The organism is Ochrobactrum sp. 19YEA23, assembly GCF_029909865.1.
Lineage (GTDB): Bacteria > Pseudomonadota > Alphaproteobacteria > Rhizobiales > Rhizobiaceae > Brucella > Brucella gambitense.
Window position 1 is genome coordinate 399,784 of the sequence record NZ_JASAMQ010000001.1, and the last position, 21,611, is coordinate 421,394.

Sequence of the window (21,611 nt, forward strand, 5' to 3'; positions counted from 1 at the left end):
GAAATCAGTCCACTGGACTGATTTCTGATCCCGCTTCGATCGGAGAAGATCATACTCAAACAAAAAATAGAGCGGGATAATGAGCGGTTTACGATATCCCGCTCGGGAGGAAGAACATGGTTGACCATGTCGAAATCGTTGAAATGGCGGCACGCGATGGGCTGCAAAACGAGAAGCGCTTTGTGCCGACGGCTGACAAGATAGCGCTGATTGATCGCCTGTCCGGTTGCGGTTATGCCCGCATCGAGGCGACGAGTTTCGTCAGCCCGAAATGGGTGCCGCAACTGGCCGATGCGGCAGAGGTGATGGCGGGCATTCATCGCGCTGACAGCGTGCGCTATTCGGTGCTCGTGCCGAACATGAAAGGCTATGAGGCGGCGGCAGCAGCCAATGTCGATGAAGTCGCGGTTTTCATTTCCGCTTCGGAAGGCTTTTCGAAAGCCAATATCAACTGCACGATTGCCGAGTGCATTGAGCGTCTGTCGCCGGTTATCGGTGCGGCGATCAATGACGGTCTTGCCATACGCGGCTATGTCAGCTGCGTCGTCGAATGTCCTTATGACGGGCCGACCGCGCCGCAGGCCGTTGCCGATGTCACCGAGCAACTCTTCTCGCTCGGTTGCCATGAGGTAAGCCTTGGCGACACGATTGGGCGCGGGACTCCGGACAAGGTCGCGGCCATGCTGCATGCGGTGCTTGCCATTGCGCCTGCGCATAGTCTGGCGGGCCATTATCACGACACGGGCGGTCGTGCGCTCGACAACATCCGTGTCAGTCTGCAAAAGGGCTTGCGGGTTTTCGATGCGTCGGTCGGCGGTCTGGGTGGATGCCCGTTTGCGCCGGGCGCCAAGGGCAATGTCGATACTGTTTCCGTTGTCGAAATGCTGCATGAAATGGGCTTTGAAACCGGGCTTGATCTGGACAAGCTGCGGTCGGCGGCATTGTTCGCGCAGGCGCTGCGTCAGGATAAAGCAGCATGAGCGACTTTGAGACCATCGGTGTTTCAATTGACGCGCGCGGCGTTGCAACGCTGACGCTGAACCGGGCTGAGCAGCATAATGTGCTGTCCGGCCTGATGATCGATGAACTGACCACCGCGACGCTGCATCTCGCCGATAATGCCACGGTCAGGATTGTTGTTCTAACCGGCGCGGGTAAAAGCTTTTGTGCGGGCGGCGATCTGGGCTGGATGCAGGCGCAGGTGAATGCCAGCCGTGCGCAGCGGATTGAAGAAGCGCGCAAGCTCGCTTTGATGCTGAAGGCGCTCCGCGATTTGCCAAAGCCACTGATCGGGCGCGTCAACGGTCAGGCCTATGGCGGCGGTATCGGTCTCATCAGCGTCTGCGATGCCGCCATCGGCGTCGCTGGCGCGCGCTTTGGGCTGACCGAGACAAAACTTGGCCTGATACCTGCAACCATCAGCCCCTATGTCGTGGCGCGCATCGGGCAGGCGAATGCCCTGCGCACATTTACCTCTGCCAGATTGCTCGACGCGCAGCAGGCAATGCGCATCGGCCTGCTGCATGACGTGGTCGAACCCGAACAACTGGACGCGGCGATGGAGGCGGAAATCAAACCGTATTTTTCCACCGCACCGGCAGCAGTTGCGGCGTCGAAACGGCTCGTGCATGCGCTGGTCGCGCCGATTGACGAAGCCGTCATCGATATGACGCTGACCCGTCTTGCAGACACTTGGGAAACACCGGAGGCCGCGGAAGGGATCGCGGCCTTTTTTGCGAAACAATCACCATCATGGAAGGGAGGGAACGCATAAAAGGGAGGAGCCGATTTTCGTTGTAATTGTGGGTACTTGGCCCCTTGCAATCGAAAGCCGGAAATGCATTCTTAGCACATCACGAAAGCGGCTCCCGTTTTGGAGCAGTTTTCCGAAACCGCCGAGGCTGTTTTGGATAATATTATGGCTCCAGTCCCTTTTTGGGTGCGGTGCGGCGCGCTTTTGGATCGACCCTTTGAAATCGTAAGATGAAACAAAAGGGAGGGCCCGGTCATTCACCAGCTTATCAGCGTGGAGAATTGGCCGGATGGGTTGCCATCATGGGTTAGATGAGGGCGCGTCCCTGGACGGCGCCCCACCAAAGGAGAAAAAGAATGAACCTGAAACTTCTGTCCAGCGTAGCTTTCGCAGCTACACTCGGTTTTGCCAGCGCCGCTTATGCGGATATCACCATCGGCGTTGTTGCACCGCTGACGGGTCCGGTTGCCGCTTTCGGCGATCAGGTGAAGAAGGGCGCAGAAACCGCTGCCGAAGTCATCAACAAGGCTGGCGGCATCAAGGGCGAGAAGATCGTTCTGAAGTTCGCCGACGATGCCGGTGAGCCGAAGCAGGGCGTTTCCGCCGCCAACCAGATTGTCGGCGACGGCATCAAGTTCGTCGTTGGTCCGGTCACGACTGGCGTTGCCATTCCAGTATCCGACGTTTTCTCGGAAAACGGCGTTCTGATGGTCACCCCGACCGCTACCGGCCCGGATCTGACCGCACGCAAGCTGGAAAACGTGTTCCGCACCTGCGGCCGCGACGACCAGCAGGCTGAAGTCATGGCTGATTTTGTCCTGAAGACCATGAAGGACAAGAAGGTCGCCGTGATCCACGATAAGGGCGCTTACGGCAAGGGTCTGGCCGACGCTTTCAAGGCTGCGATCAACAAGGGCGGCATTACGGAAGTTCATTACGACTCCGTCACGCCGGGCGACAAGGATTTCAGCGCACTGGTTACCAAGCTGAAGTCGGCAGGCGCAGAAGTCGTTTACTTCGGCGGCTACCATGCTGAAGGCGGTCTGCTGTCGCGTCAGCTGCATGACGCTGGCATGCAGGCACTGGTTCTCGGCGGCGAAGGCCTTTCCAACACCGAATATTGGGCAATCGGCGGCACCAACGCGCAGGGCACGCTCTTCACCAACGCCAAGGACGCCACGAAGAACCCGGCTTCCAAGGACGCTATCGAAGCGCTCAAGGCCAAGGGCATCCCGGCTGAGGCGTTCACCATGAACGCCTATGCTGCTGTTGAAGTCATCAAGGCTGGCATCGAAGCCGCTGGTTCGGCTGATGATTCGGCTGCCGTTGCCAAGGCTCTGCATGACGGCAAGCCGATCGAAACCGCAATCGGCACGCTGACCTATGGCGAAAACGGCGACCTTAGCTCGCCGAGCTTCGATATCTTCAAGTGGGATGACGGCAAGATCGTCGGCCTCGAATAAGACTTTATCGAGCAAATAAGAAAACGCCGGGCTTGTCCCGGCGTTTTTGTATTCAGGATCTGGTTAAACGGCGAACCGTCAGGAATCGGGAAATCCGAGGGCCGGTTCCAGCTCTTCGAAAGTGTCTTCCATCGCGTGGGTTGGGCTGCCCGGAAAACCGAAATGCCCATAGGCAATCGACATCTGCTGTTCCGCCTTGCGTTCACCGCCCTTGGAGACGGCTGCCACATAAAGCGCCGCAGCAAGACCTGTGCGATCCGAACCTGACTTGCAATGAATGAGGATCGGCTTTTCTGCGCTCTGCATCAGCGCAATCAATTCCCGCGCGCGTTGGGGCGTCAGTCGTTTGCTGGCCGACATTTCAAAATCAACATGCTGGATGCCAAGAGCATCGGAGGCTTCGACTTCCTTGTCGTACCAGGGAGAACCGGCTTCGGGGCCGCGCAGATTGATGATGGTCTTGATGCCATAGGCCTTTTGCAGCGCTGCAATTCGAGCCGGATCGGGCTGATTTGAGCGGTAGGCCTGTCCCGGCACTATCGCGTGGACATTGCCGTTATACTGGATCGTATAGAGATAACCGCCCAAAAGACTTGCACTCGCCAAAGCAGCGAGGCCACCGAGTTTGGTGCTGTTGAACGACCAACGGGCGTATGTTTTGAAAAAAGTCATGTGAACGCTTTAAAAGAGTTATATGAAATAAATACCATCGCCAGTTTTTGCTTGGCTTTATCGAAACATAGAGTAAGAATGAGACTTATTCTTGTTCGGTCGGACTATATTCTGATCGTGTTTTTTACAGCGTACGTTTCATAATTCATATTGGGCGGCGGCGATAAGCCGTCAGGGGTAAATATTAGCGTCAGTTGCGTGGTGTCGGTCAAAGTTGCGTAAGTTTTCCGTGGCTTAAGCCTCGGTTAACCATAAGTGTCTAGTCTGAAATCATGATGAGCTGGGGCAGATAGCGGAGCAGGTTTATGCAGCGCTACAGATTTGACGATAAAATGATTCTGACGGAAGCGATTGTCGAGCTTCTCAACCGTGGTGTTGAGCGCGATGATCTTGATCTGGTCTTGAGCCGGATTGGTCCGGTCGATCTCGACTTGATGCATCAGTGTCTGGTCGAGGTTTGGAACTATAATCATCCGGAATATGCCGAAACGGCGATGGCGGCCTGATATCAGGCGGCTTGCCTCGGCAGGTGATTTTCTACCTGATGGTAGAAATCTCCGGGATGTCACAAACTTGAAACGGAGAGGGCCTATATCTACCTCCGTATCGGGAATTCACTTGGGAAGACGACCGCGGATGAACCGGCGTCAACTCAGGTGAAAGCGGAAGGTCGGGTTCATCCCGGCCTTTTTCGTTTTTGAGCACTCTTGTCGTTGGCGTTTTTGCTTTTCCGTCCGGTGCAAACTGGCGTAAGAAACACTGTTTCCAAACAACGGTGAACCTCATGATACGCCACATCGTTCTTATCAAGTTCAAGCCGGAACTCGACGGCGCAGCCATTGATCAGGCGCTGGCTTCGGTCGTTGCTCTCAAGGGCAAGATCGACGGCATCATTTCTGTCACGACTGGCACCAACAACAGCCCCGAAGGACTGGAAAAAGGCTTTCGCCAAGGCTTTGTGGTGGATTTTACCGATGCTGCGGCACGCGATGCCTATCTCCCGCATCCAGAACACGTGAAGGTTGGCACAGGTCTCGTCGAAGCCGCCGAAGGCGGTCTTGATGGCATTCTAGTCTTCGATTACGAAATTGAGAGCGCATCCCGAAAAGTGTGAAACGGTTTTCGGACAAGATGCGCGTCATGACAAACTGTTAGAGCGCCGATCTGATCCAATCAGATTGAAACGCGCTCTCAGCAATAGCTTATAACAGAAGACCGCCGACACCCATGCGGGACAGGTCTGTCGAACTGAGGTCCATGCCTGCCATCAGGCGGTCGAGCACCCAGTCGAGGCTGTTTTCCCGCATGCTGCGGGCGGAACCGGGCGCGGCGACGATATATTTTTCGTCGCGCTTTCCCAGCACAAGCAGATTACCGGGATCGACCGGCATGCCCACGCGCAGAATTTGTCCGCCGCTTCGCAGGATTGAGCGCGGCACGATGTCGGTGGCGTCGGCAACTGCCGATGCACTGAAAATCACGAGGATATCGCAGCTGTTGCTGAGGTCCGCTATGGCGCTGCCGAGCGCTTCCGTCTCGTGGATGACGCGTTTTTCCGCGACCAATGTACCGCCGTTGCGCGCCGCGCGTTTTTCCATCAGCTCACGCGTCTTGTCGAGTACGGTTTCGCGGATCGAGGGGAGGCGCGACTGGATCAGGCCGATACGCAGAGGACGAAACGCCTTGACCTCCATCGCCCGGTTTCCAAGGAGCAGGGGGCATATGTCGTCAATCAGGCTCTTCGGTAGGGCAAAGGGAATGATCTTGACGGTCGCGACCATCTGGCCCGCTTCCACACGCATATGATTGCGTATCGTCGCAAGAGAAATGCGCGCATCATGCGCATTGACGGCGTCGATACGGGACGCATCGACGCAAAAGACACCATCTTCACTGGCGAACAGGTTGATGCGTCCGGTGGTCGCTGCGCCGGTACGGATCGTGCAGGAGGCGAGGGTAGCCCCGATTGCCTGAGCGGCTTCATCTTCGCCGATATCGCCCGGTTCGAAACGGGCAGCGAGAACGCTTGTGAGGCCCGCTTGTTGCAAGGCTGCGCAATAATCGCTGTTCAGCACGGTCCCCTTGCGCAGGACGAGCGCACCTGCCGTTACCGCATAGGCGAGTACGGCGCCTTCGGCTTCATCGAGCGGCAAGTCTGCGAAAATCATGGGGCCCCTTTCTCACTATCCAGATTGTCTTAGTCGCGGCTTGGCGACTTCACAATGTTGTTTGTTGTCTCGCCGCAGGGTGGAAAAGCCGGATTTTATCCATTGCTCGCACTTGCACGCGCGGAGAAGAGCGGTTAATTCACCGCCGCGTCGGCGCTACAGGGGTTCCATTCCCCGTGATCAGACGCTTGCGGAGCCATCTGTTTCCGCCAATTGGAGTCCGTTTTGCGGGGTTTTGACCGCGACATTACGATCCAGCACAAATCTCGCCAGACAGGTGACAAACGGAATTATTCGATATAACGGTACTTTTGGAATTTTCAGAATTTACCGAAAACTGAAAAACGACATACGTGCCGGATTTGACGCTCGCGACATGATGAACCTCTGCGGTTCCACTGTCAGGGCAGCCTGAAAGGGATTTCAGGTTCAAAGCCACACTGACGACGAAATCGCTCTGGTGCGATCTGAAGAACTGAGACGCCTGACCGCAATCATCCGCGGCAGCGGGTTTCAGATTTTCAGATCGCATCGGTGCAGGATGGAAAGACAAATGAAACTCGGCACCCCTCGGACGATCGCTTCGTTCGCCGTACTGGCCCTGACTGCGTTTCTTGCCGGCTGCGAGAACCAGGTTCTTCTTTCTCCAAAGGGAGAGGTCGGCGTGGCAGAACGCGATCTCATCCTTTTTGCGACCGGCCTCATGCTGCTCGTCGTGCTGCCCGTCATCTTCATGACGCTGTTCTTCGCCTGGAAGTACCGCGCCACGAATGAAAAGGCGGATTACCAGCCCGACTGGCATCACTCGACGAAGATCGAACTGGGCGTCTGGCTCGTTCCTCTGGCGATCATCGTGGTTCTCGGCTCGGTTACCTGGATCAGCACGCATAAGCTTGATCCGTACCGCCCGCTGGAATCCAGCGTAAAGCCGATCAATGTCGAAGTGGTCGCGCTCGACTGGAAATGGCTTTTCATCTATCCCGATCTGGGCGTCGCCAGCGTCAATGAAATGGCCATGCCCGTCGATGTTCCGGTCAACTTCAAGCTGACCTCCAGCAACATCATGAATTCCTTCTTCATTCCGGCGCTGGGCAGCATGGTCTACACCATGCCGAGCATGCAGACGAAGCTGCATCTCGTCGCCAACCATGAAGGCGAGTTCGACGGCATTTCCGCCAATTATAGCGGTCAGGGTTTTGCCCAGATGCGCTTCAAGGCGCATTCCTATAATCAGGCCGACTTTGACAAGTGGGTTGCCGACGTGAAGGCCAAGGGCGAAGAACTGGGCCGCGATCGTTATGCATCGCTGGTTCAGCCGAGCGAAAAGCATGCAGTGCAGTTCTTCACCTATAATGACCAGACGCTGTTCCACGACATCGTGAACCGCTGCTGGGACGGCAAGTCCGTCTGCATGGATGACGAAATGCACCGTCAGCAGATGATCCGCGAAGCACGCGCAAACCTGCGCAAGTCTTCGCCTGTCGATTTCAGCCAGTGGGCGAGCGACATCATCTGTGCAGTCGCGCCGCAGCGTCTGTCGCAGCTCGAAAACTGATCTGCCTTTGCGCCGTGATCTCGCATGAGGTCGCGGCCATTCGCATTCAATCTTTTGTTTCACGCGGTTCCGGAATGAAGGCCGTCACTGGCTTTCCCGGAATTGCTCCAATCGAAGCGTGATAAAAATGTTCGGAAAACTTACGCTGGAAGCGATCCCGTACCACGAGCCGATCATCATGGTCACATTGACCGCGGTGGCTGGCGGTGCGCTCGCTATTCTGGCAGCCATCACCTACTACGGAAAATGGGCCCCGCTCTGGAAAGACTGGCTGACGTCGGTCGATCACAAGCGTATCGGCATCATGTACATCATTCTGGCTTTCGTGATGCTGTTCCGCGGCTTCTCGGACGCCGTGATGATGCGCGCGCAGCAGGCTCTTGCTTCGGGCGCGAATGAAGGCTTTCTCCCGCCGCATCACTATGACCAGATCTTCACTGCCCATGGCGTGATCATGATCTTCTTCGTGGCGATGCCTTTCGTCGTTGGTCTGATGAACTTTGCAGTTCCGCTTCAGATCGGTGCACGCGACGTTGCTTTCCCGTACCTCAACTCGCTGAGCTTCTGGCTTACGGTCGCCGGTGCGGTTCTGATCAACCTGTCGCTCGGCATCGGCGAATTCGCCAAGACCGGCTGGCTTGCTTATCCGCCGCTGTCGGGTAAGGAATTCAGCCCGGATGTCGGCGTGGATTACTATATCTGGGCCTTGCAGATTTCGGGTATGGGTACGCTGCTTTCCGGCGTCAACCTGATCACCACGATCATCAAGATGCGCGCGCCCGGCATGGGCATGATGCAGGTTCCGGTCTTCACCTGGACCGCGCTCTGCTCGAACGTGCTGATCGTCGCGGCCTTCCCGATTCTCACCGTCACGCTGGCCCTGCTTTCGCTGGACCGTTATCTGGATTTCCACTTCTTCACCAATGATGCTGGTGGCAATCCGATGATGTATGTGAACCTGATCTGGATCTGGGGTCACCCGGAAGTCTACATCCTCATTCTGCCTGCTTTCGGTGTCTTCTCCGAAATCATCGCGACCTTCTCCGGCAAGCGTCTCTTCGGCTACAAGTCGATGGTCTACGCAACCGTTGCCATTACGGTCCTGTCGTTCCTCGTCTGGGTGCACCACTTCTTCACCATGGGTGGCGGCGCCAACGTCAACGCCTTCTTCGGCGTGGCGACGATGATCATCTCGATCCCGACAGGGGCGAAGGTCTTCAACTGGCTGTTCACGATGTATAAGGGCCGCGTCCGCATGGAAACGCCGGTTCTGTGGACCATCGGCTTCATGTGCACCTTCGTGGTCGGCGGTATGACGGGCGTTCTGCTTGCCGTTCCGCCTGCGGATTTCGTGTTGCACAACTCGGTGTTCTTGATCGCCCACTTCCACAACGTGATCATCTCGGGCGTGCTGTTCGGCTGCTTCGCCGGTCTCGTTTACTGGTGGCCGAAGGCTTTTGGCTTCAAGCTGAACGAACGTCTGGGTCGCAACGCATTCTGGTGCTGGCTGGTCGGCTTCATCATGGCCTTCATGCCGCTCTACGTGCTCGGCCTGATGGGCATGACCCGTCGTCTGAACCACACCGAAAATCCGGCATGGCACATCTATTTGATCATCGCCGCCGTCGGCGTTGCCATCATCATGTGCGGTATCGTGTTCCAGGTTTTGCAGATCGCCGTTTCGATCCGTGACCGTGAAAAGCTGCGCGACAACAACGGCGACAGCTGGGGTACGGGCCGTACGCTGGAATGGTCGCTGGCTTCGCCGCCTGCATTCTACAACTTCGCTGAAGTGCCGCATGTCCGCGATCACGACAGCTGGTGGGACATGAAGCAGAACGGTTATGTGCGCCGCACGGAAAAGTTCGCCCGCATTCACATGCCGAAGAACACCGGTACCGGCTTCATCATCGGCATCATGACCATTCCGCTCGGCTTTGCTCTGGTGTGGCATATCTGGTGGCTGGCAATTGCCGCTGCCGTGGGTGTGCTGGCCGTGGCGATCTTCCACTCGTTCAACAATGACAGAGACTATTACGTCTCGGCCGAAGAAGTGCAGAGCGTCGAAGACCTTCGCACCCGGCAACTGACGGCTCAGGAGGCTTGATCCATGAGCGCTAGCATTTCAACTGCTGGTCCATTCAAGGGCGGCAACGAGCATCCTGCTCACGAGGATCATCACGATGCAGGGTCGACCACGCTGGTCGGCTTCTGGATCTACCTGATGAGCGACTGCGTCCTGTTCTCGGGCCTGTTTGCAACTTACGCCGTTCTGGCGCACCAGTTCGCGGGCGGCCCGACCGGCCGTGAACTCTTCGACCTGCAGTTTGTGTTGACTGAAACCATGCTGCTGCTGGTGTCGTCGCTGACCTACGGTCTGGCGACGCTCTCCATGTACAAGAAGAACCGTGCAGGCGTGCTGTTCTGGCTGGGCGTAACGTTCATGCTGGGCGCGGCGTTCCTCGTGATGGAAGTCTATGAATTCCATCACCTGATCCTCGAAGATGCCGGTCCGAGCCGCAGCGCGTTCCTTTCGGCCTTCTTTGCGCTGGTCGGAACCCACGGTCTTCACATCACGTCCGGCCTGATCTGGATTCTGGTGCTTTCCGCCCAGCTTCTGCGTGACGGTCTGACGGAAAAGAACCAGACGCGCGTGATGTGCCTCAGCCTCTTCTGGCACTTCCTGGACATCATCTGGATTGGCGTCTTTACCCTTGTCTATCTGCTGGGTGTACTGTGATGAGTTCTGCACACGAAACACACGATCATGCCGCGCATGGCAGCCTGAAGTCCTATCTGATCGGCTTCGTGCTGGCGGTTATTCTCACCGTCGTTCCATTCCTTCTGGCGATGAACGGCTATTTCACGCCTGCCACGACCGCAGCCGTTGTTCTCGGCATCGCTGTCGTTCAGATCCTGGTGCATCTGGTTTACTTCCTGCACCTTGATCCGAAGTCGGAAGGCGGCTGGAATATTCTGGCGCTCATCTTCACGGTCATCATTCTGGCTATCGTGCTTGCTGGCTCCATCTGGGTCATGCATCACCTCGATACCAATATGATGCCGATGTACATGTCGCCTGACGACGTGCGCAACCTGCCTTAAATAGTTCACGCCTGGCGGGGTTGGTCTTTGACATGTCCCCGCTGAGCTACCGTTTCTCCCGTGCGCCGGATCTTGATCCGCGCACGGTTTGTATCGCGGCTTTATCCTCCCTCTCTCCCCCCAAAGCCGCGTGGCGCTCCGGTTCCCTCCGGAGCGCCTCCCTTTTTTAAAACCTCTTCATATTTTGCATTTTCCGGCGCGAGCTATGTGTGTCTTGCGACCAAGCGTTGCGTAAAGCTGTGGTAACGTTAACACTCCTTTGACTGAATCCGTTCATATCTAGAGACTAATCTTTAGGTTGTTGCTTGGCCCCCCGGCCTCCCTGTGGTAATCCCTAAATCGTCCTGGGTGGGGAATAAACGGGACGCTGCCAGGCGACCGCAAAGACAGGAACCGGACAGTAGCGCGTATGACTTGGAGTAACAGGACGATACAGGGAAAAGGCATCGCCATGCTTTTGCTGGCTGCTCATTTTTCCTCCTTTACAGTGTCGCCCGCTTTGGCGTTTGAGCTTTTTGGCGTCCGTCTTTGGGGCGAAGACAAGAAAACCGATCCAGATATCATCGATCCTAAGACCTATGAGGTCGAGGTTGCCACAACCGGTAATCGCAAAAATGCGGATGGCACCGAAGCCGATCTGAAGTCCGTTGTCGAAGGTGCATCCGGTCTGGTTACAGATGCGGACAAGCCCGCTTCAGGTTCAGCTGGTCTGCTTGCCAAGGCGCGCGGTGATTATCGGCGTATTCTGGCGGCCCTTTATGGCGAAGGCCGCTATGGCGGCACGATCTCGATTCTGGTCGATGGCCGCGAAGCGAACGATATTCCGCCGGATGCTGATATTCCCAACAATGCGAAAGTGGCGATCTCGGTCGATCCGGGTCCGCAATTCCTGTTTTCGCGCACTGCTATTTCCAATATCGCCCCGCCTGCCACGGACAAGCGCGATATCGTGCAATCGCCCGAGGATGCAGGTTTCGCACCCGGTCGGGTGGCGCGGTCTGGGACAATCATCAAGGCCGAGCGTCTTGCCGTAGAGGCGTGGCGTCAGCAGGGCTATCCCAAGGCGCGGGTGACGGGCGAGGATGTGGTCGCCGACCATGATGGCAATACGGTTGCCGCCGATGTTTCGCTCGATCCGGGCCGCAAGGCGCATTACGGGCCGGTCAGCGTGGTTGGCACGGCGCGTATGGACCCGCAATTCGTCGCCTGGATGACGGGACTGACGCCCGATAAGGAATATGACCCCGACGACATCGAAAAGGCCAAGAAGCGTCTTGGCCGCATGGAAGTGTTCCGTGCGATGAGTTTCGAGGAAGCGGAAACCATTGAGCCGGACGGCAGCCTGCCGATGACGCTCAATGTGCAGGAGCGTAAGCCCCGCCGTTTCGGCTTCGGTGCGGAATATTCGACCATCGACGGCTTTGGTGTCACCGGCTACTGGATGCACCGCAATCTGTTCGGTAAGGGCGAAAATCTGCGTTTCGACGCCAAGATCAGCGGTATCGGCGGATCACAGGATAATTCGTTCAGCCCGCAAAACTATTCCTATCTTCTTGGCGGCACGTTCAAGAAGCCCGGCGTTTATACGCCTGATACGGATTTCGTTTTGTCGCTTGATGCCAAACGCGAAGTGCTCGACGCCTATACCGAGACGTCGATTAACGGCAAGACCGGCTTCACGCAGATATTCAGCGACGAACTGTCGGGCGCGATCTATGCCAAGGCAAGCCAGGGCCGCTACACCGACTATCCTTTCGGCCCACGCGACTTCACGACTGCGGGTCTGGAAGGTAGTGTGCTTTACGACAGCCGCAACAACAAGCCGGACCCGAGTTCGGGCTTTTATCTGGAAGGCAACATCCAGCCCTTCTACGAATTCCATTATGGCAATTTCGCCACCCGCTTCACCGCGGAAGGCCGCACCTATTATGGCATCGGCGCAAAGGATCGCGTGATTCTGGCCGGGCGCGTGAAGGTGGGGTCAATCGTTGGCGCTTCCATCGAAGACCTGCCGCCGAGCCTGTCGTTCCTTGCGGGCGGTGGTGGCTCGGTGCGCGGCTATGCCTATCGCAATATCGGCGTCGATGCCGGAAACGGCAACATTGTAGGCGGTCGGTCGCTGGTGGAAGCTTCGGGCGAAGTGCGCACCCGCATTACCGATTCCATCGGTGCAGTCGCCTTTGTCGATGCGGGTTATGTCGGCGAAAAATCGTTCCCGGATTTCTCCGAACAAATGCGCGTGGGTGCGGGTGGCGGTCTGCGCTATCTGACCGGCCTCGGGCCGATCCGCCTCGACGTCGCCATACCGCTTAACCGCCGCTCGGGTGATCCGAGCTATGCATTCTACGTGGGCATAGGACAGGCGTTTTGACCAGATTTATCGCAGTTTTCCTTTTCCTGATTCTCGCTGTTGCGGCGGCCGTTCTGGCCATCCCAGGCGCATGGGTTACGCTTGTCGGCGTGGATACGCAGACCACGGCATCGATTGTCGCGCCCGCACAGGCGCAGGATCAGAGCCAGAGCACGCAGCAGGCCGAAGCGTCTGAAAGCAACGAAGAGCAAAAATCCTATTTCCTGTCTTTCGTTGAAAGCCAGCTTTCCGCGCCGAACCGCCGCATTTCGCTGTCGGGCATCAGCGGTGTTCTGTCGTCGGAAGCTTCCATCGGCTCGATCACCATTGCCGACCGCGAAGGCGTCTGGCTGCGCATTGAAAATGCAAAGCTGAACTGGAGCCGCACCGCGTTGCTGCTTGGTCGCCTCAGCATCCAGTCACTGAGCGCGGAACGGATCGATATCGCCCGCAAGCCGCTGCCGGACAACAGCCTGCCGTCGCCGGAATCGTCGAGCTTCAGCCTGCCCGAACTGCCGATTTCCATCAGTCTCGATCAGCTCGATGTGGCGCGCCTGCATTTCGGACAGGAGATTTTCGGCCTCGAATCGGAAGTCTCTGCGACCGGCAGTCTTTCGCTTGCCGACGGCTCGCTCAATTCGACCTTCGACATCAAGCGTCTTGACGGCCCCGGCGGCAGTTTTGCCCTGCGCGCGGCCTATGCCAATGCCGATCAGAAGGTCGACCTTGATCTGAAAGTTGCCGAACCGGCCAATGGCATCGTGGCCAACTTGCTCAATATTGATGGCCGCCCTCCGGTCGATCTCACCTTGACGGGCGCTGGCCCGCTCGATGAATTGAAAGTGGATCTGGCGCTCGACACCAATGGCAGCCGCACGCTGACCGGTGCATTCACGCTCAACCGTCAAGGCGAAGCGCCGAATGGCGGCCGCGTTTTCGCAGCCCGTTTCAATGGGCCGATCGCTGTTCTGGTGCCGCCGGTTTTCCGCGACTTCTTCGGGTCTGAAACCGTGCTTTCTGCTGATGGCTTCTTGAAAGATGCAGGCGGGTTCCGCCTTGATGATCTGGCGCTGACAAGCGCCGCATTGAAGCTGAAGGCCGCTGCCGAATCCGGCAATGATCATTTTCTGAACAAGCTCAGCATCGACGCGTCGATTGCCGATGAAAGCAAGGGCCGCGTCCTGCTGCCGGTCAAGGGTGCGGAAACCTATATCGACAATGCGCGGTTTCAGGTTTCCTACGGCGACCGTCCGACCAATGACTGGACGGGCAAGCTCGCTGTCAATGGCTTGAAGAATGCAACCATTTCCGCTTCCAGCGTGGCGCTGGATATGGGCGGCGTTGCCGAAAACCTCAATGATGCCGCAAACCGCCACATCACTTTCAAGGTGACTGGCGGCATGGATGGAATTTCATCGCCGCGCGCGGAATTGGCCGAAGCATTGGGCAGCAAGATTGCGCTTCTCATCGATGGCGGCTGGCGCGCCGGTTCTCCGGTGGAGCTTGCACAGGCCAATATCGAAGGCAACGGACTCAGCCTCGATCTCAAGGGCAATATTGACGACTTCGTCTTCAATGGCGATATCGCCGCCAAGGTCGCAAGCCTTGCGCCGTTCGGCGCGTTGGCTGACAAGGAACTGGCTGGCAGTATCGATGTCAAGGCCAAAGGCACCGTTCGTCCGATCAGCGGCGCATTCTATCTCGACCTTGACGGTACCGCGCAGAACATGCGCACGGGCACTGAGGCGGTCGACAATATTCTCGACGGCGAGGTGCGTCTGGCCGGTGCAGTCGGTCGTAGCGCCGAAGGTTTCTCGGCCCGCGACTTCCGGATCGGCAACGAACTGACCGAAATCACGGCCAATGGCTCGTTCGCATCGGACAAGGCGAATTTCGATTTTGGCGTGATGCTGTCCGATCTGAAGCTGGTTTCGAAACAGGCCTCCGGTCGCATGACGATCAAGGGCAGTGCGCGCGGCGACGACAAGCTGATCGCGCTTGCGCTGCGCGCCGACGCGCCACAGGGCACGCTGGCAGGCCGCAAGCTTGCCGATGCCGGTCTTGATTTCAACGCCATGCTCGACGGCAACGCCACCACGGGCGCGGCTTTGTCAGGCAAGCTGGCGGGCAATGCCTTCCTCAACGGTGAGCGCATCGAACTTGGCACGCTGATCGACATTGTCAATGACGAGAAGCGCCTGACCAATCTCCTGTTCAATGCTGGCGGGGCGCATCTCTCCGGCAATGTCACGCAGACCCCGAAGGGCTTGCTCAATGGCGCGCTGAAGCTCGACGCGCCGGATATCTCCACTGCCGCCGCGCTGTTTCTTGCCGAAGCAACCGGTGCTGCCAATGCTGATATCGCGCTACAAGCCGATGGCGACCGTCAGAATGCGACCATTTCGGCTGACGCCAAGGGCGTGAAGGTCAATGGCAACCATATTGCTTCCGCCACTATCGCGCTGACCGCGCAGGACCTGTTCGGCGTGCCGGTCGTGGACGGCAACGCTGCCGCGCGCGATATCATGGTCGGCACTTTCGGTATCGACACGTTCGATGCCAAGGCCAACGCCACCGGAACCAAGACCGATTTCAGCGCCAATACGAAGCTCAAGATTGGCACGGTGGCTAATGCCGCCGGTTCGCTTGAGCCGAAAGATGGCGGCTTTGAGCTTGGCCTCGCATCCGCTGATGTAAAGCAGGGCGCACTGCGCGCCAATCTGGCTGCGCCGGCAAATATCGTCATGAAGGGAAGCGAGATTTCCTTTGGCGATATCGTGATCAACACCGGCGCCAATGGCACGCAAGGACAGGTCAAGGTCAACGGATCTGTCGATGGTAAGCTTGACCTGTCGGTGGCGCTGTCCAATCTACCGCTGGCGCTTGCCAACACCTTCAAGCCGGACCTCGGCCTTGGCGGCACTGTCAACGGCACGGCGCGTCTGACTGGCTCCCGCGAAGCGCCCAATGTCGCTTTCGATATGACGGCGCGTGGCGTGACAGCAGCGGAACTCAAGAAACAGGGCATTGCCGCGCTGAATGCCGACGCCAAGGGCACCTCTGCCAATGATCGGCTCAACATCGACGCCCGGGTCACCGGGGGTGCAGCAAGCGGCAATGGTATCGACGTCACAGCGAAAGGCGGCGTGCCGCTCGGCAAGGGCGATCTCGCCGTTGACGTGACGCTGGCCAATCTGCCGCTCGGTATTCTCAACGGCGCTGTCAAGGGGCAGGACCTCGCAGGTAACGTCACCGGCACGGCGCGCGTGACAGGCCCGCTGACCAATCCTGCCGCGACCTTCAATCTCAAGGGCTCCGGCCTTGCTGCCAAGCCGCTGCGCGACAACGGCCTTGCCCCGCTCAGCTTGCAGGCAGCAGGCAGCTATGCCGCCAAGGCAGTCGATATCTCATCGCTGACGGTGGACGGTCCGCAAGGCCTCAATGTCACGGCGAGCGGGAAGGTGCCTTTCTCCGGTCAGGGGCTCGGCGTCAACGTCAACGGCAACATCCCGCTGGCGCTTGCCAATCGCTTCCTGGCGGATCGCGGTGCGCAGGCCAGTGGTACACTGACGCTGACCGCAAGCGTTTCCGGTGGTTTCGATCGTCCGCAATTGCGCGGCATGTTCTCCACCAGCAGCGCAACTTTCATCGATCCAGAAACCAATGTCCGTGTGAATAACATCAACATCATGGGCAGCATGGACGGCGAAACCATCACGCTCCGGCAGGTCAATGCTGCATTTGGCAGCGGCGGTTCCGTGTCGGCAAGCGGCACGATATCGACCAATGCGGCGGCGAATTTCCCGGCCAATATCAATATCAAGCTCGACCGTGCGCGTTATGCAGATGGCAAGCTGGTCGTCGCAACGGTCAATGGCGGCATTTCGATCACCGGGCCGCTGGCGGGCGATATGCTGATCGGCGGTCGCATCGATGTGGAACGTGCGGAAATCTCGGTGCCTGAAAATCTGGGCGGCGGCGCAACCTATGTGCCCGTCGAGCACAAGAATACGCCGAAGAATGTCGCGAAAACGCTGGAGCGCGCCAAGGTCGAAACCCGCAAGGGCAAGGCCAAGTCGGTGGCGCGGACCAATTCCGCCGGACCGCGCCTCGATGTCGTCGTTAATGCGCCGAACCAGATATTCGTACGCGGTCGCGGTCTCGATACGGAACTGGGCGGTCGCGTGCGGCTCACTGGCCCGATCAGCGATATCAAGCCGGTTGGTTCCTTTGACCTGATCCGTGGTCGCATTGGTATCCTCGGCCAGCGTATCACCTTCGATGAAGGCCATGTCACGCTGGTCGGCGATCTCAATCCGCAGCTTAATTTCGTGGCCAGTTCAGAAGGCAATGATATCACTGCCATTGTGACGGTTACAGGTACTGTCGATAATCTCAACATCGTCTTCTCCTCATCGCCCGAACTGCCGCAGGATGAAGTGCTGGCGCAGCTGATCTTCAAGCGCTCCATCAGTGAATTGTCGGCATTCCAGATCGCTCAGCTCGCGGCGGCTGCAGCGGAACTTGCTGGCGGTCCCGGCGGTAATTCGCTCATGAACAAGCTGCGCGCCGGAACGGGACTGGACGATCTAGATGTTGTGACCGATAGCAACGGACAGACTGCTGTTCGCGCCGGGCGCTACATCCGCGACAATATCTATCTGGGTGTGGAAGCGGGTTCTGGCGGCTCGACCAAGGGAACCGTCAATCTCGACATCACGCGAAACCTCAAAGCGAAGGGTGCGCTTGGTGCAGAGGGCGATTCCAGCGGCGGTATCTTCTACGAAAAAGACTACTGATCGTTCTCTTGATTTGATTGAAAAAGCCGGGCGTTTCGTCCGGCTTTTTCTTTTCAAATTCTGCATCCCTCGGTTGAACTTTCGTGCTGGTGCTATTCTTTTCTGAGTATGGGAACGCTTAGTTTAACGGTTCCTCAACCATAAGACTGCAAATTACGGTTAATACCGAGCGGCATGATGCCTGCTCCCTGTCACCTGTGTTTTGGGCGTTTTGCATGTCAAAGTTGAGTGATGATCTGAGCCGCCGCCGCTTTCTGCTTGGCACCGGGGCCGTCGTTCTGAGTGGTGTTGCAGGCTGCTCGCAGACGATGGACATGTCTGCCTTTCAGGTAGATACGATGTCGACAGGCGGCATCTCGCCGATGCGTCCGCAAATCAGTGTCGACCGCGCCATCACGACGCCGGATGTCATGTATGCATCGGTGCAGGAGGGGCCCTATGCGCTGCCTGCCATTCCTTATGACAAAGTGCCGAAGCAATTCCGCCGCCAGATCGTACCGGATCCGACCGGTCAGGCGCCGGGCACCATCGTCGTCAGCCTGAAAGACCATTACCTCTATTATGTTCTGCCGGGCGGCGAAGCGCTACGCTATGGCGTCGGCATCGGCAAGGCGGGCTTTGAATGGCAGGGCCGCGCCAATGTGCAATACAAGAAGCAGTGGCCGCGCTGGACGCCGCCACCGGAAATGATCCAGCGCAAGCCGGAACTCGAAAAATACCGCAATGGTCAGGAGCCCGGCCCGCAGAACCCGCTCGGCGCACGTGCGCTTTACATCTATCAGAATGGTCGCGACACCGGCTATCGTATCCATGGCTCGCCGGAATGGTGGTCCATCGGCCAGTCCATGTCGTCAGGCTGTATCCGCCTGATGAATCAGGACATTATCGACCTGTATAATCGCGTACAGGGGCAGGCGCCGATTGTCGTCGGCTAACCGGCCCGTCGAGATATATGCTTAAACAAAAGGCCGTCAGAGACGGCCTTTTTTGTACTCTATTCGTAGCGAACCGACTTCGGCATCGCTTCGCCAAGCCTGACGAAATGACGGAACTCGGCGCGCAGTGTGTCGGCAGAAGCCATATGAATCTGCTTTTGTGGCGCAATGTCGTTTTGCGCAATCTGGGTGGATACGCCCGGCATGACAAATGCTGCTGCGGTCAGTACGAGGGCAGCGGCAATGCCGAGGCGTCGTTCGGTTCTGGCCTGCATTTCTATCTCCTTGCGCCGCGTCGCAGCGACTTAAAAATCAGAATCGTTATTATTCACAAAGGGTTCGACTTGTTCAGATCAGTGAAAAGTCGCGCGATGCGTAATGTTCAAAGCGGTGTCGATGGCGTGAATCGGTATTGGCAGCAAAGTCTGGCCGAAATCGGCCAAAGCTTCGGCAAAATTGCTTGCCGCAGCTGCCACATCGTCGCAGCGCCTTTTGCAGGCAATGGCTTCAAGACACGTGTCGAGCAACAGAGCGTCCTGATTATGCAGGCCGGAAATCAGCCCCAATGTCAGGCATTCCTCGCGGCAGACATGATGCGAGTCGAACGGGAAAGCGCGCAACTGGCAGCTTGCACAATGACGCAGCACGCGGATGAAGTGCGAAAGCTCGCCGACAGCACGCTTCGCCTCCGATGGTCCGAGCACTTCCGAATAGAGACCCCAGGTCATTTCCCACGGGATGATCGAGCCAGTCTCGAAACCCGCAGTCCAGCGACGATAACCTTCCAGCACCAGCTTTTCCGGCAGGCGGTCGAAATAGCCTGCGGTATTGGCGCCGTTCAGCTGCGATATACGCATATTCATGTGCGCCTCCACGATGAAACATCGGAGGACGGATACGAGGCAAGGCATTTGCCCTGCTTGCGCTGAACGGGACGTTCCGTTTCACCGCGTATATTGCAGTATCCGGTCGGCAAAAGACTGAGCTGCCAGGGCAGGCCGTCGATATTTGCGGACCAGCATTCGCTGAGACCAACCATTGGGTCCTCCAATCGAAAGGGTTCAAGGCCCAGACATCAAAGGTGCGCAGGATTGCGCGGAGTGTATAAAAGCCGCAAATTGATCTGGAGTCAATTAGTCAACTTTTAAAAAGCTTAGATATTTCAATACTGTAGAATTATTCTAGACTAGAATAGTCATGTTTACAGCATTTGAATGATTACGCAACCGCTGTGGGGGAGCAGCGGTTGCGGCAAACGGGCGCAATGCCGGTGGAGGGGGGAGAGAAGCACTGCGCCCCATGCTCCGGGAATTAGTGACCGGAATGCTCGCCCATCTGGCCATTCTGGGCCGTGACGGGGAAGTTGATCTCGACCTTGCCAGCCTTTTCGAATTCGAGCGTGACCGGCACGGTTTCACCTTCGGTGTAAAGCTTCTCCGGCTGGATGAACATGAGGTGATAACCGCCGGACTTCAGTTCGACGGTTTCGCCCGCAGGCACGTCGAGACCGCCATCAAGCTTGCGCATCTTCATCACGTTGTTTTCCATGCTCATTTCATGGACTTCCACGCGCTTCACGCCTGTAGTCGTGACCGATACGAGCTTGTCGGCATCCTTGCCGGCATTGGCGATTGTCAGGAAACCGCCTGCCACCTTGGCGCCGGGCACCATGGCACGAACCGAAGGTGACGTGATTGTGAGATCGCCGAGTTTTACCGGCTCTGCTGCATGACTGCCGTGCGCGTCACCATGGTCGCCATGGCCGCCGTGGCCTGCATGCTCGTCAGAGCCGGTCGCGGCCAGCACGAGAAGCTGCGGTGCGGGGTATTCGAGTTCGTGCGGGTTCTGTCCATCCTTGGCAATCTCTGTCCAGGCGACGGAGGCGTCGCTACCGCAGACCTGCGTTACCGGGAAGGAAAGCGTGGTGTCCTTGTCGAACTTGGCCAACTGGCCGACGACGGTGAACTCGTCATAGAACTCGCCCGGCAGATTGCCCTCGGTGAAGCGCACTTCCTTGACGCCGGAGGTGACATCCTTGCCATGCACCTTGTAGGTCTTGGCATAATCACCCTTGGTGGTTTCGATTTTCCAGCCCGCCTTGGCTTGCGGCTGCGCGGCGATAAAGCCTTCCGGAAGCTCCACTTTCACTTCAGTTGTGGCCTTGCCGTCGCAGCCATGCGGAATGCGGAATGTGGCCTTGTAGAAGCTGCCAGCCTTGGCTTCACTCTGGTCGAGCGACGAATGGGCATTGGCCATGCCAGCGGAAACGCAAAGGGCTGCCAGCGAAATTGCGGACGCAAAAAGACGATAGTTTTTCATATTGAATTACCTGAATAGTCGTGAGGAAGACGCGCCAGTCTTTGTCAGGCGCATTCGTTCAAACGGGACGTGTTCAGGCGAGAGGCGGTGCTTGCGGCGGTGCCGAAGGCGGATAGACCGCGCGGCGCAAAACCGGCTGTGGCGGCACAACGCCATCAGCCATCGCGATATGCGGCGAAGGGCCGGTCGAGCTGTCAGGCGTTGGACAAAGGAAACCGGAGGCAATACGGCAGGCCTCGCAGCTTTCACTGCTCAGATGCTTGTCATGGCCGTGGTGATCCTGATTTTCACCCTGATCGCTGATGCAGATGACAGGATAGGTTCCATCAGGCAGCTGGTATTGCGCCAGCTGAAAACTGTCGAGAGCATTCAGGTCGACAGGCTTATGCGCGAATGCCACGAGCATCAAAGCCAATACGCTCAACAGGCGTATTGCAAGACTGCTCCGAAACTGGCGCGCGCTGAACTTCAACCTACGGCATCTCCCTGTGT

Annotated in this window: 18 protein-coding genes; 12 read left to right on the forward strand and 6 right to left on the reverse strand. The window is 57.5% G+C overall.

From position 1 onward, the window contains the following. The first annotated feature begins 116 nt into the window (after nucleotides 1–116). The 3 genes from QBD01_RS01830 to QBD01_RS01840 all read left to right on the forward strand — a co-directional run bounded on the left by QBD01_RS01830 (nucleotide 117) and on the right by QBD01_RS01840 (nucleotide 3,216). A complete protein-coding gene (locus tag QBD01_RS01830) occupies nucleotides 117–980 on the forward strand; it encodes a hydroxymethylglutaryl-CoA lyase (RefSeq protein ID WP_280991376.1) in 864 nt (287 codons plus the stop codon). Beyond that, nucleotides 977–1,774, forward strand: coding sequence for a crotonase/enoyl-CoA hydratase family protein (locus tag QBD01_RS01835; protein WP_280991377.1), 798 nt, complete (start codon nucleotides 977–979; stop codon nucleotides 1,772–1,774). Before QBD01_RS01830 ends, QBD01_RS01835 begins: the two co-directional genes overlap by 4 nt. 335 nt (nucleotides 1,775–2,109) lie before the next feature. After that, nucleotides 2,110–3,216: a branched-chain amino acid ABC transporter substrate-binding protein gene (locus tag QBD01_RS01840; protein ID WP_280991378.1), complete on the forward strand. Its 1,107-nt coding sequence runs from the start codon at nucleotides 2,110–2,112 to the stop codon at nucleotides 3,214–3,216. Between the two features lie 78 nt (nucleotides 3,217–3,294). On the opposite strand, the gene QBD01_RS01845 is transcribed toward QBD01_RS01840, so the two are convergent. Further along, nucleotides 3,295–3,888 carry a tyrosine-protein phosphatase gene (locus QBD01_RS01845; protein WP_280991379.1) on the reverse strand — a complete coding sequence of 198 codons (594 nt, stop codon included), beginning with the start codon at nucleotides 3,886–3,888 and terminating at the stop codon, nucleotides 3,295–3,297. 305 nt (nucleotides 3,889–4,193) lie between these two features. On the opposite strand from QBD01_RS01845, the gene QBD01_RS01850 reads away from it, so the two are divergent. After that, the gene (locus QBD01_RS01850) at nucleotides 4,194–4,394 is read left to right on the forward strand and encodes a hypothetical protein (protein WP_182519094.1); all 201 of its coding nucleotides are present in this window, start codon (nucleotides 4,194–4,196) and stop codon (nucleotides 4,392–4,394) included. A gap of 278 nt (nucleotides 4,395–4,672) precedes the next feature. Beyond that, nucleotides 4,673–5,002, forward strand: coding sequence for a Dabb family protein (locus tag QBD01_RS01855; RefSeq protein WP_280991380.1), 330 nt, complete (start codon nucleotides 4,673–4,675; stop codon nucleotides 5,000–5,002). 88 nt (nucleotides 5,003–5,090) lie between these two features. On the opposite strand, the gene QBD01_RS01860 is transcribed toward QBD01_RS01855, so the two are convergent. Next, nucleotides 5,091–6,056 carry a molybdopterin-binding protein gene (locus QBD01_RS01860; RefSeq protein WP_280991381.1) on the reverse strand — a complete coding sequence of 322 codons (966 nt, stop codon included), beginning with the start codon at nucleotides 6,054–6,056 and terminating at the stop codon, nucleotides 5,091–5,093. 553 nt (nucleotides 6,057–6,609) lie between these two features. Between QBD01_RS01860 and cyoA the strand changes: the two genes are divergently transcribed. The 7 genes from cyoA to QBD01_RS01895 all read left to right on the forward strand — a co-directional run bounded on the left by cyoA (nucleotide 6,610) and on the right by QBD01_RS01895 (nucleotide 18,800). Then, nucleotides 6,610–7,611, forward strand: coding sequence for a ubiquinol oxidase subunit II (gene cyoA, locus QBD01_RS01865; RefSeq protein WP_182519097.1), 1,002 nt, complete (start codon nucleotides 6,610–6,612; stop codon nucleotides 7,609–7,611). Nucleotides 7,612–7,738: 127 nt separating this feature from the next. Beyond that, a complete protein-coding gene (cyoB, locus tag QBD01_RS01870) occupies nucleotides 7,739–9,718 on the forward strand; it encodes a cytochrome o ubiquinol oxidase subunit I (protein ID WP_280991382.1) in 1,980 nt (659 codons plus the stop codon). A 3-nt stretch (nucleotides 9,719–9,721) separates the two neighbouring features. Beyond that, the gene (gene cyoC / locus QBD01_RS01875) at nucleotides 9,722–10,351 is read left to right on the forward strand and encodes a cytochrome o ubiquinol oxidase subunit III (RefSeq protein WP_280991383.1); all 630 of its coding nucleotides are present in this window, start codon (nucleotides 9,722–9,724) and stop codon (nucleotides 10,349–10,351) included. Next, nucleotides 10,351–10,716 (forward strand): cytochrome o ubiquinol oxidase subunit IV, encoded by a 366-nt coding sequence (gene cyoD / locus QBD01_RS01880; protein WP_138783976.1) that lies wholly within the window; start codon nucleotides 10,351–10,353, stop codon nucleotides 10,714–10,716. The genes cyoC and cyoD overlap by 1 nt, the downstream gene beginning before the upstream one ends. A 451-nt stretch (nucleotides 10,717–11,167) precedes the next feature. After that, a complete protein-coding gene (locus QBD01_RS01885) occupies nucleotides 11,168–13,087 on the forward strand; it encodes an autotransporter assembly complex family protein (RefSeq protein WP_280992084.1) in 1,920 nt (639 codons plus the stop codon). An 89-nt stretch (nucleotides 13,088–13,176) separates the two neighbouring features. Beyond that, nucleotides 13,177–17,865, forward strand: a complete 4,689-nt coding sequence (locus QBD01_RS01890) for a translocation/assembly module TamB domain-containing protein (RefSeq protein ID WP_392391314.1) — start codon at nucleotides 13,177–13,179, stop codon at nucleotides 17,863–17,865. A 215-nt stretch (nucleotides 17,866–18,080) separates the two neighbouring features. After that, the gene (locus QBD01_RS01895; RefSeq protein ID WP_280991385.1) at nucleotides 18,081–18,800 is read left to right on the forward strand and encodes a L,D-transpeptidase; all 720 of its coding nucleotides are present in this window, start codon (nucleotides 18,081–18,083) and stop codon (nucleotides 18,798–18,800) included. Nucleotides 18,801–18,859: 59 nt separating this feature from the next. On the opposite strand, the gene QBD01_RS01900 is transcribed toward QBD01_RS01895, so the two are convergent. The 4 genes from QBD01_RS01900 to QBD01_RS01915 form a co-directional block, all read right to left on the reverse strand. After that, nucleotides 18,860–19,075 carry a hypothetical protein gene (locus QBD01_RS01900; RefSeq protein WP_280991386.1) on the reverse strand — a complete coding sequence of 72 codons (216 nt, stop codon included), beginning with the start codon at nucleotides 19,073–19,075 and terminating at the stop codon, nucleotides 18,860–18,862. 78 nt (nucleotides 19,076–19,153) lie between these two features. Then, nucleotides 19,154–19,663, reverse strand: a complete 510-nt coding sequence (locus QBD01_RS01905) for a hypothetical protein (protein ID WP_171058689.1) — start codon at nucleotides 19,661–19,663, stop codon at nucleotides 19,154–19,156. A 448-nt stretch (nucleotides 19,664–20,111) separates the two neighbouring features. Then, nucleotides 20,112–21,119 carry a DUF1775 domain-containing protein gene (locus QBD01_RS01910; protein ID WP_280991387.1) on the reverse strand — a complete coding sequence of 336 codons (1,008 nt, stop codon included), beginning with the start codon at nucleotides 21,117–21,119 and terminating at the stop codon, nucleotides 20,112–20,114. Between the two features lie 73 nt (nucleotides 21,120–21,192). Continuing rightward, nucleotides 21,193–21,591 (reverse strand): hypothetical protein, encoded by a 399-nt coding sequence (locus QBD01_RS01915; RefSeq protein WP_182519102.1) that lies wholly within the window; start codon nucleotides 21,589–21,591, stop codon nucleotides 21,193–21,195. Between the last annotated feature and the right edge of the window lie 20 nt (nucleotides 21,592–21,611).

Excerpts from the sequence above, each read along its gene's own strand:
- QBD01_RS01830 (WP_280991376.1), top strand. The coding sequence starts at position 117 with ATGGTTGACCATGTCGAAATCGTTGAAATGGCGGCACGCGATGGGCTG.
- QBD01_RS01835 (WP_280991377.1), top strand. The coding sequence starts at position 977 with ATGAGCGACTTTGAGACCATCGGTGTTTCAATTGACGCGCGCGGCGTT.
- QBD01_RS01840 (WP_280991378.1), top strand. The coding sequence starts at position 2,110 with ATGAACCTGAAACTTCTGTCCAGCGTAGCTTTCGCAGCTACACTCGGT.
- QBD01_RS01845 (WP_280991379.1), bottom strand. The coding sequence starts at position 3,888 with ATGACTTTTTTCAAAACATACGCCCGTTGGTCGTTCAACAGCACCAAA.
- QBD01_RS01850 (WP_182519094.1), top strand. The coding sequence starts at position 4,194 with ATGCAGCGCTACAGATTTGACGATAAAATGATTCTGACGGAAGCGATT.
- QBD01_RS01855 (WP_280991380.1), top strand. The coding sequence starts at position 4,673 with ATGATACGCCACATCGTTCTTATCAAGTTCAAGCCGGAACTCGACGGC.
- QBD01_RS01860 (WP_280991381.1), bottom strand. The coding sequence starts at position 6,056 with ATGATTTTCGCAGACTTGCCGCTCGATGAAGCCGAAGGCGCCGTACTC.
- cyoA (WP_182519097.1), top strand. The coding sequence starts at position 6,610 with ATGAAACTCGGCACCCCTCGGACGATCGCTTCGTTCGCCGTACTGGCC.
- cyoB (WP_280991382.1), top strand. The coding sequence starts at position 7,739 with ATGTTCGGAAAACTTACGCTGGAAGCGATCCCGTACCACGAGCCGATC.
- cyoC (WP_280991383.1), top strand. The coding sequence starts at position 9,722 with ATGAGCGCTAGCATTTCAACTGCTGGTCCATTCAAGGGCGGCAACGAG.
- cyoD (WP_138783976.1), top strand. The coding sequence starts at position 10,351 with ATGAGTTCTGCACACGAAACACACGATCATGCCGCGCATGGCAGCCTG.
- QBD01_RS01885 (WP_280992084.1), top strand. The coding sequence starts at position 11,168 with ATGCTTTTGCTGGCTGCTCATTTTTCCTCCTTTACAGTGTCGCCCGCT.
- QBD01_RS01895 (WP_280991385.1), top strand. The coding sequence starts at position 18,081 with ATGTCAAAGTTGAGTGATGATCTGAGCCGCCGCCGCTTTCTGCTTGGC.
- QBD01_RS01900 (WP_280991386.1), bottom strand. The coding sequence starts at position 19,075 with ATGCAGGCCAGAACCGAACGACGCCTCGGCATTGCCGCTGCCCTCGTA.
- QBD01_RS01905 (WP_171058689.1), bottom strand. The coding sequence starts at position 19,663 with ATGAATATGCGTATATCGCAGCTGAACGGCGCCAATACCGCAGGCTAT.
- QBD01_RS01910 (WP_280991387.1), bottom strand. The coding sequence starts at position 21,119 with ATGAAAAACTATCGTCTTTTTGCGTCCGCAATTTCGCTGGCAGCCCTT.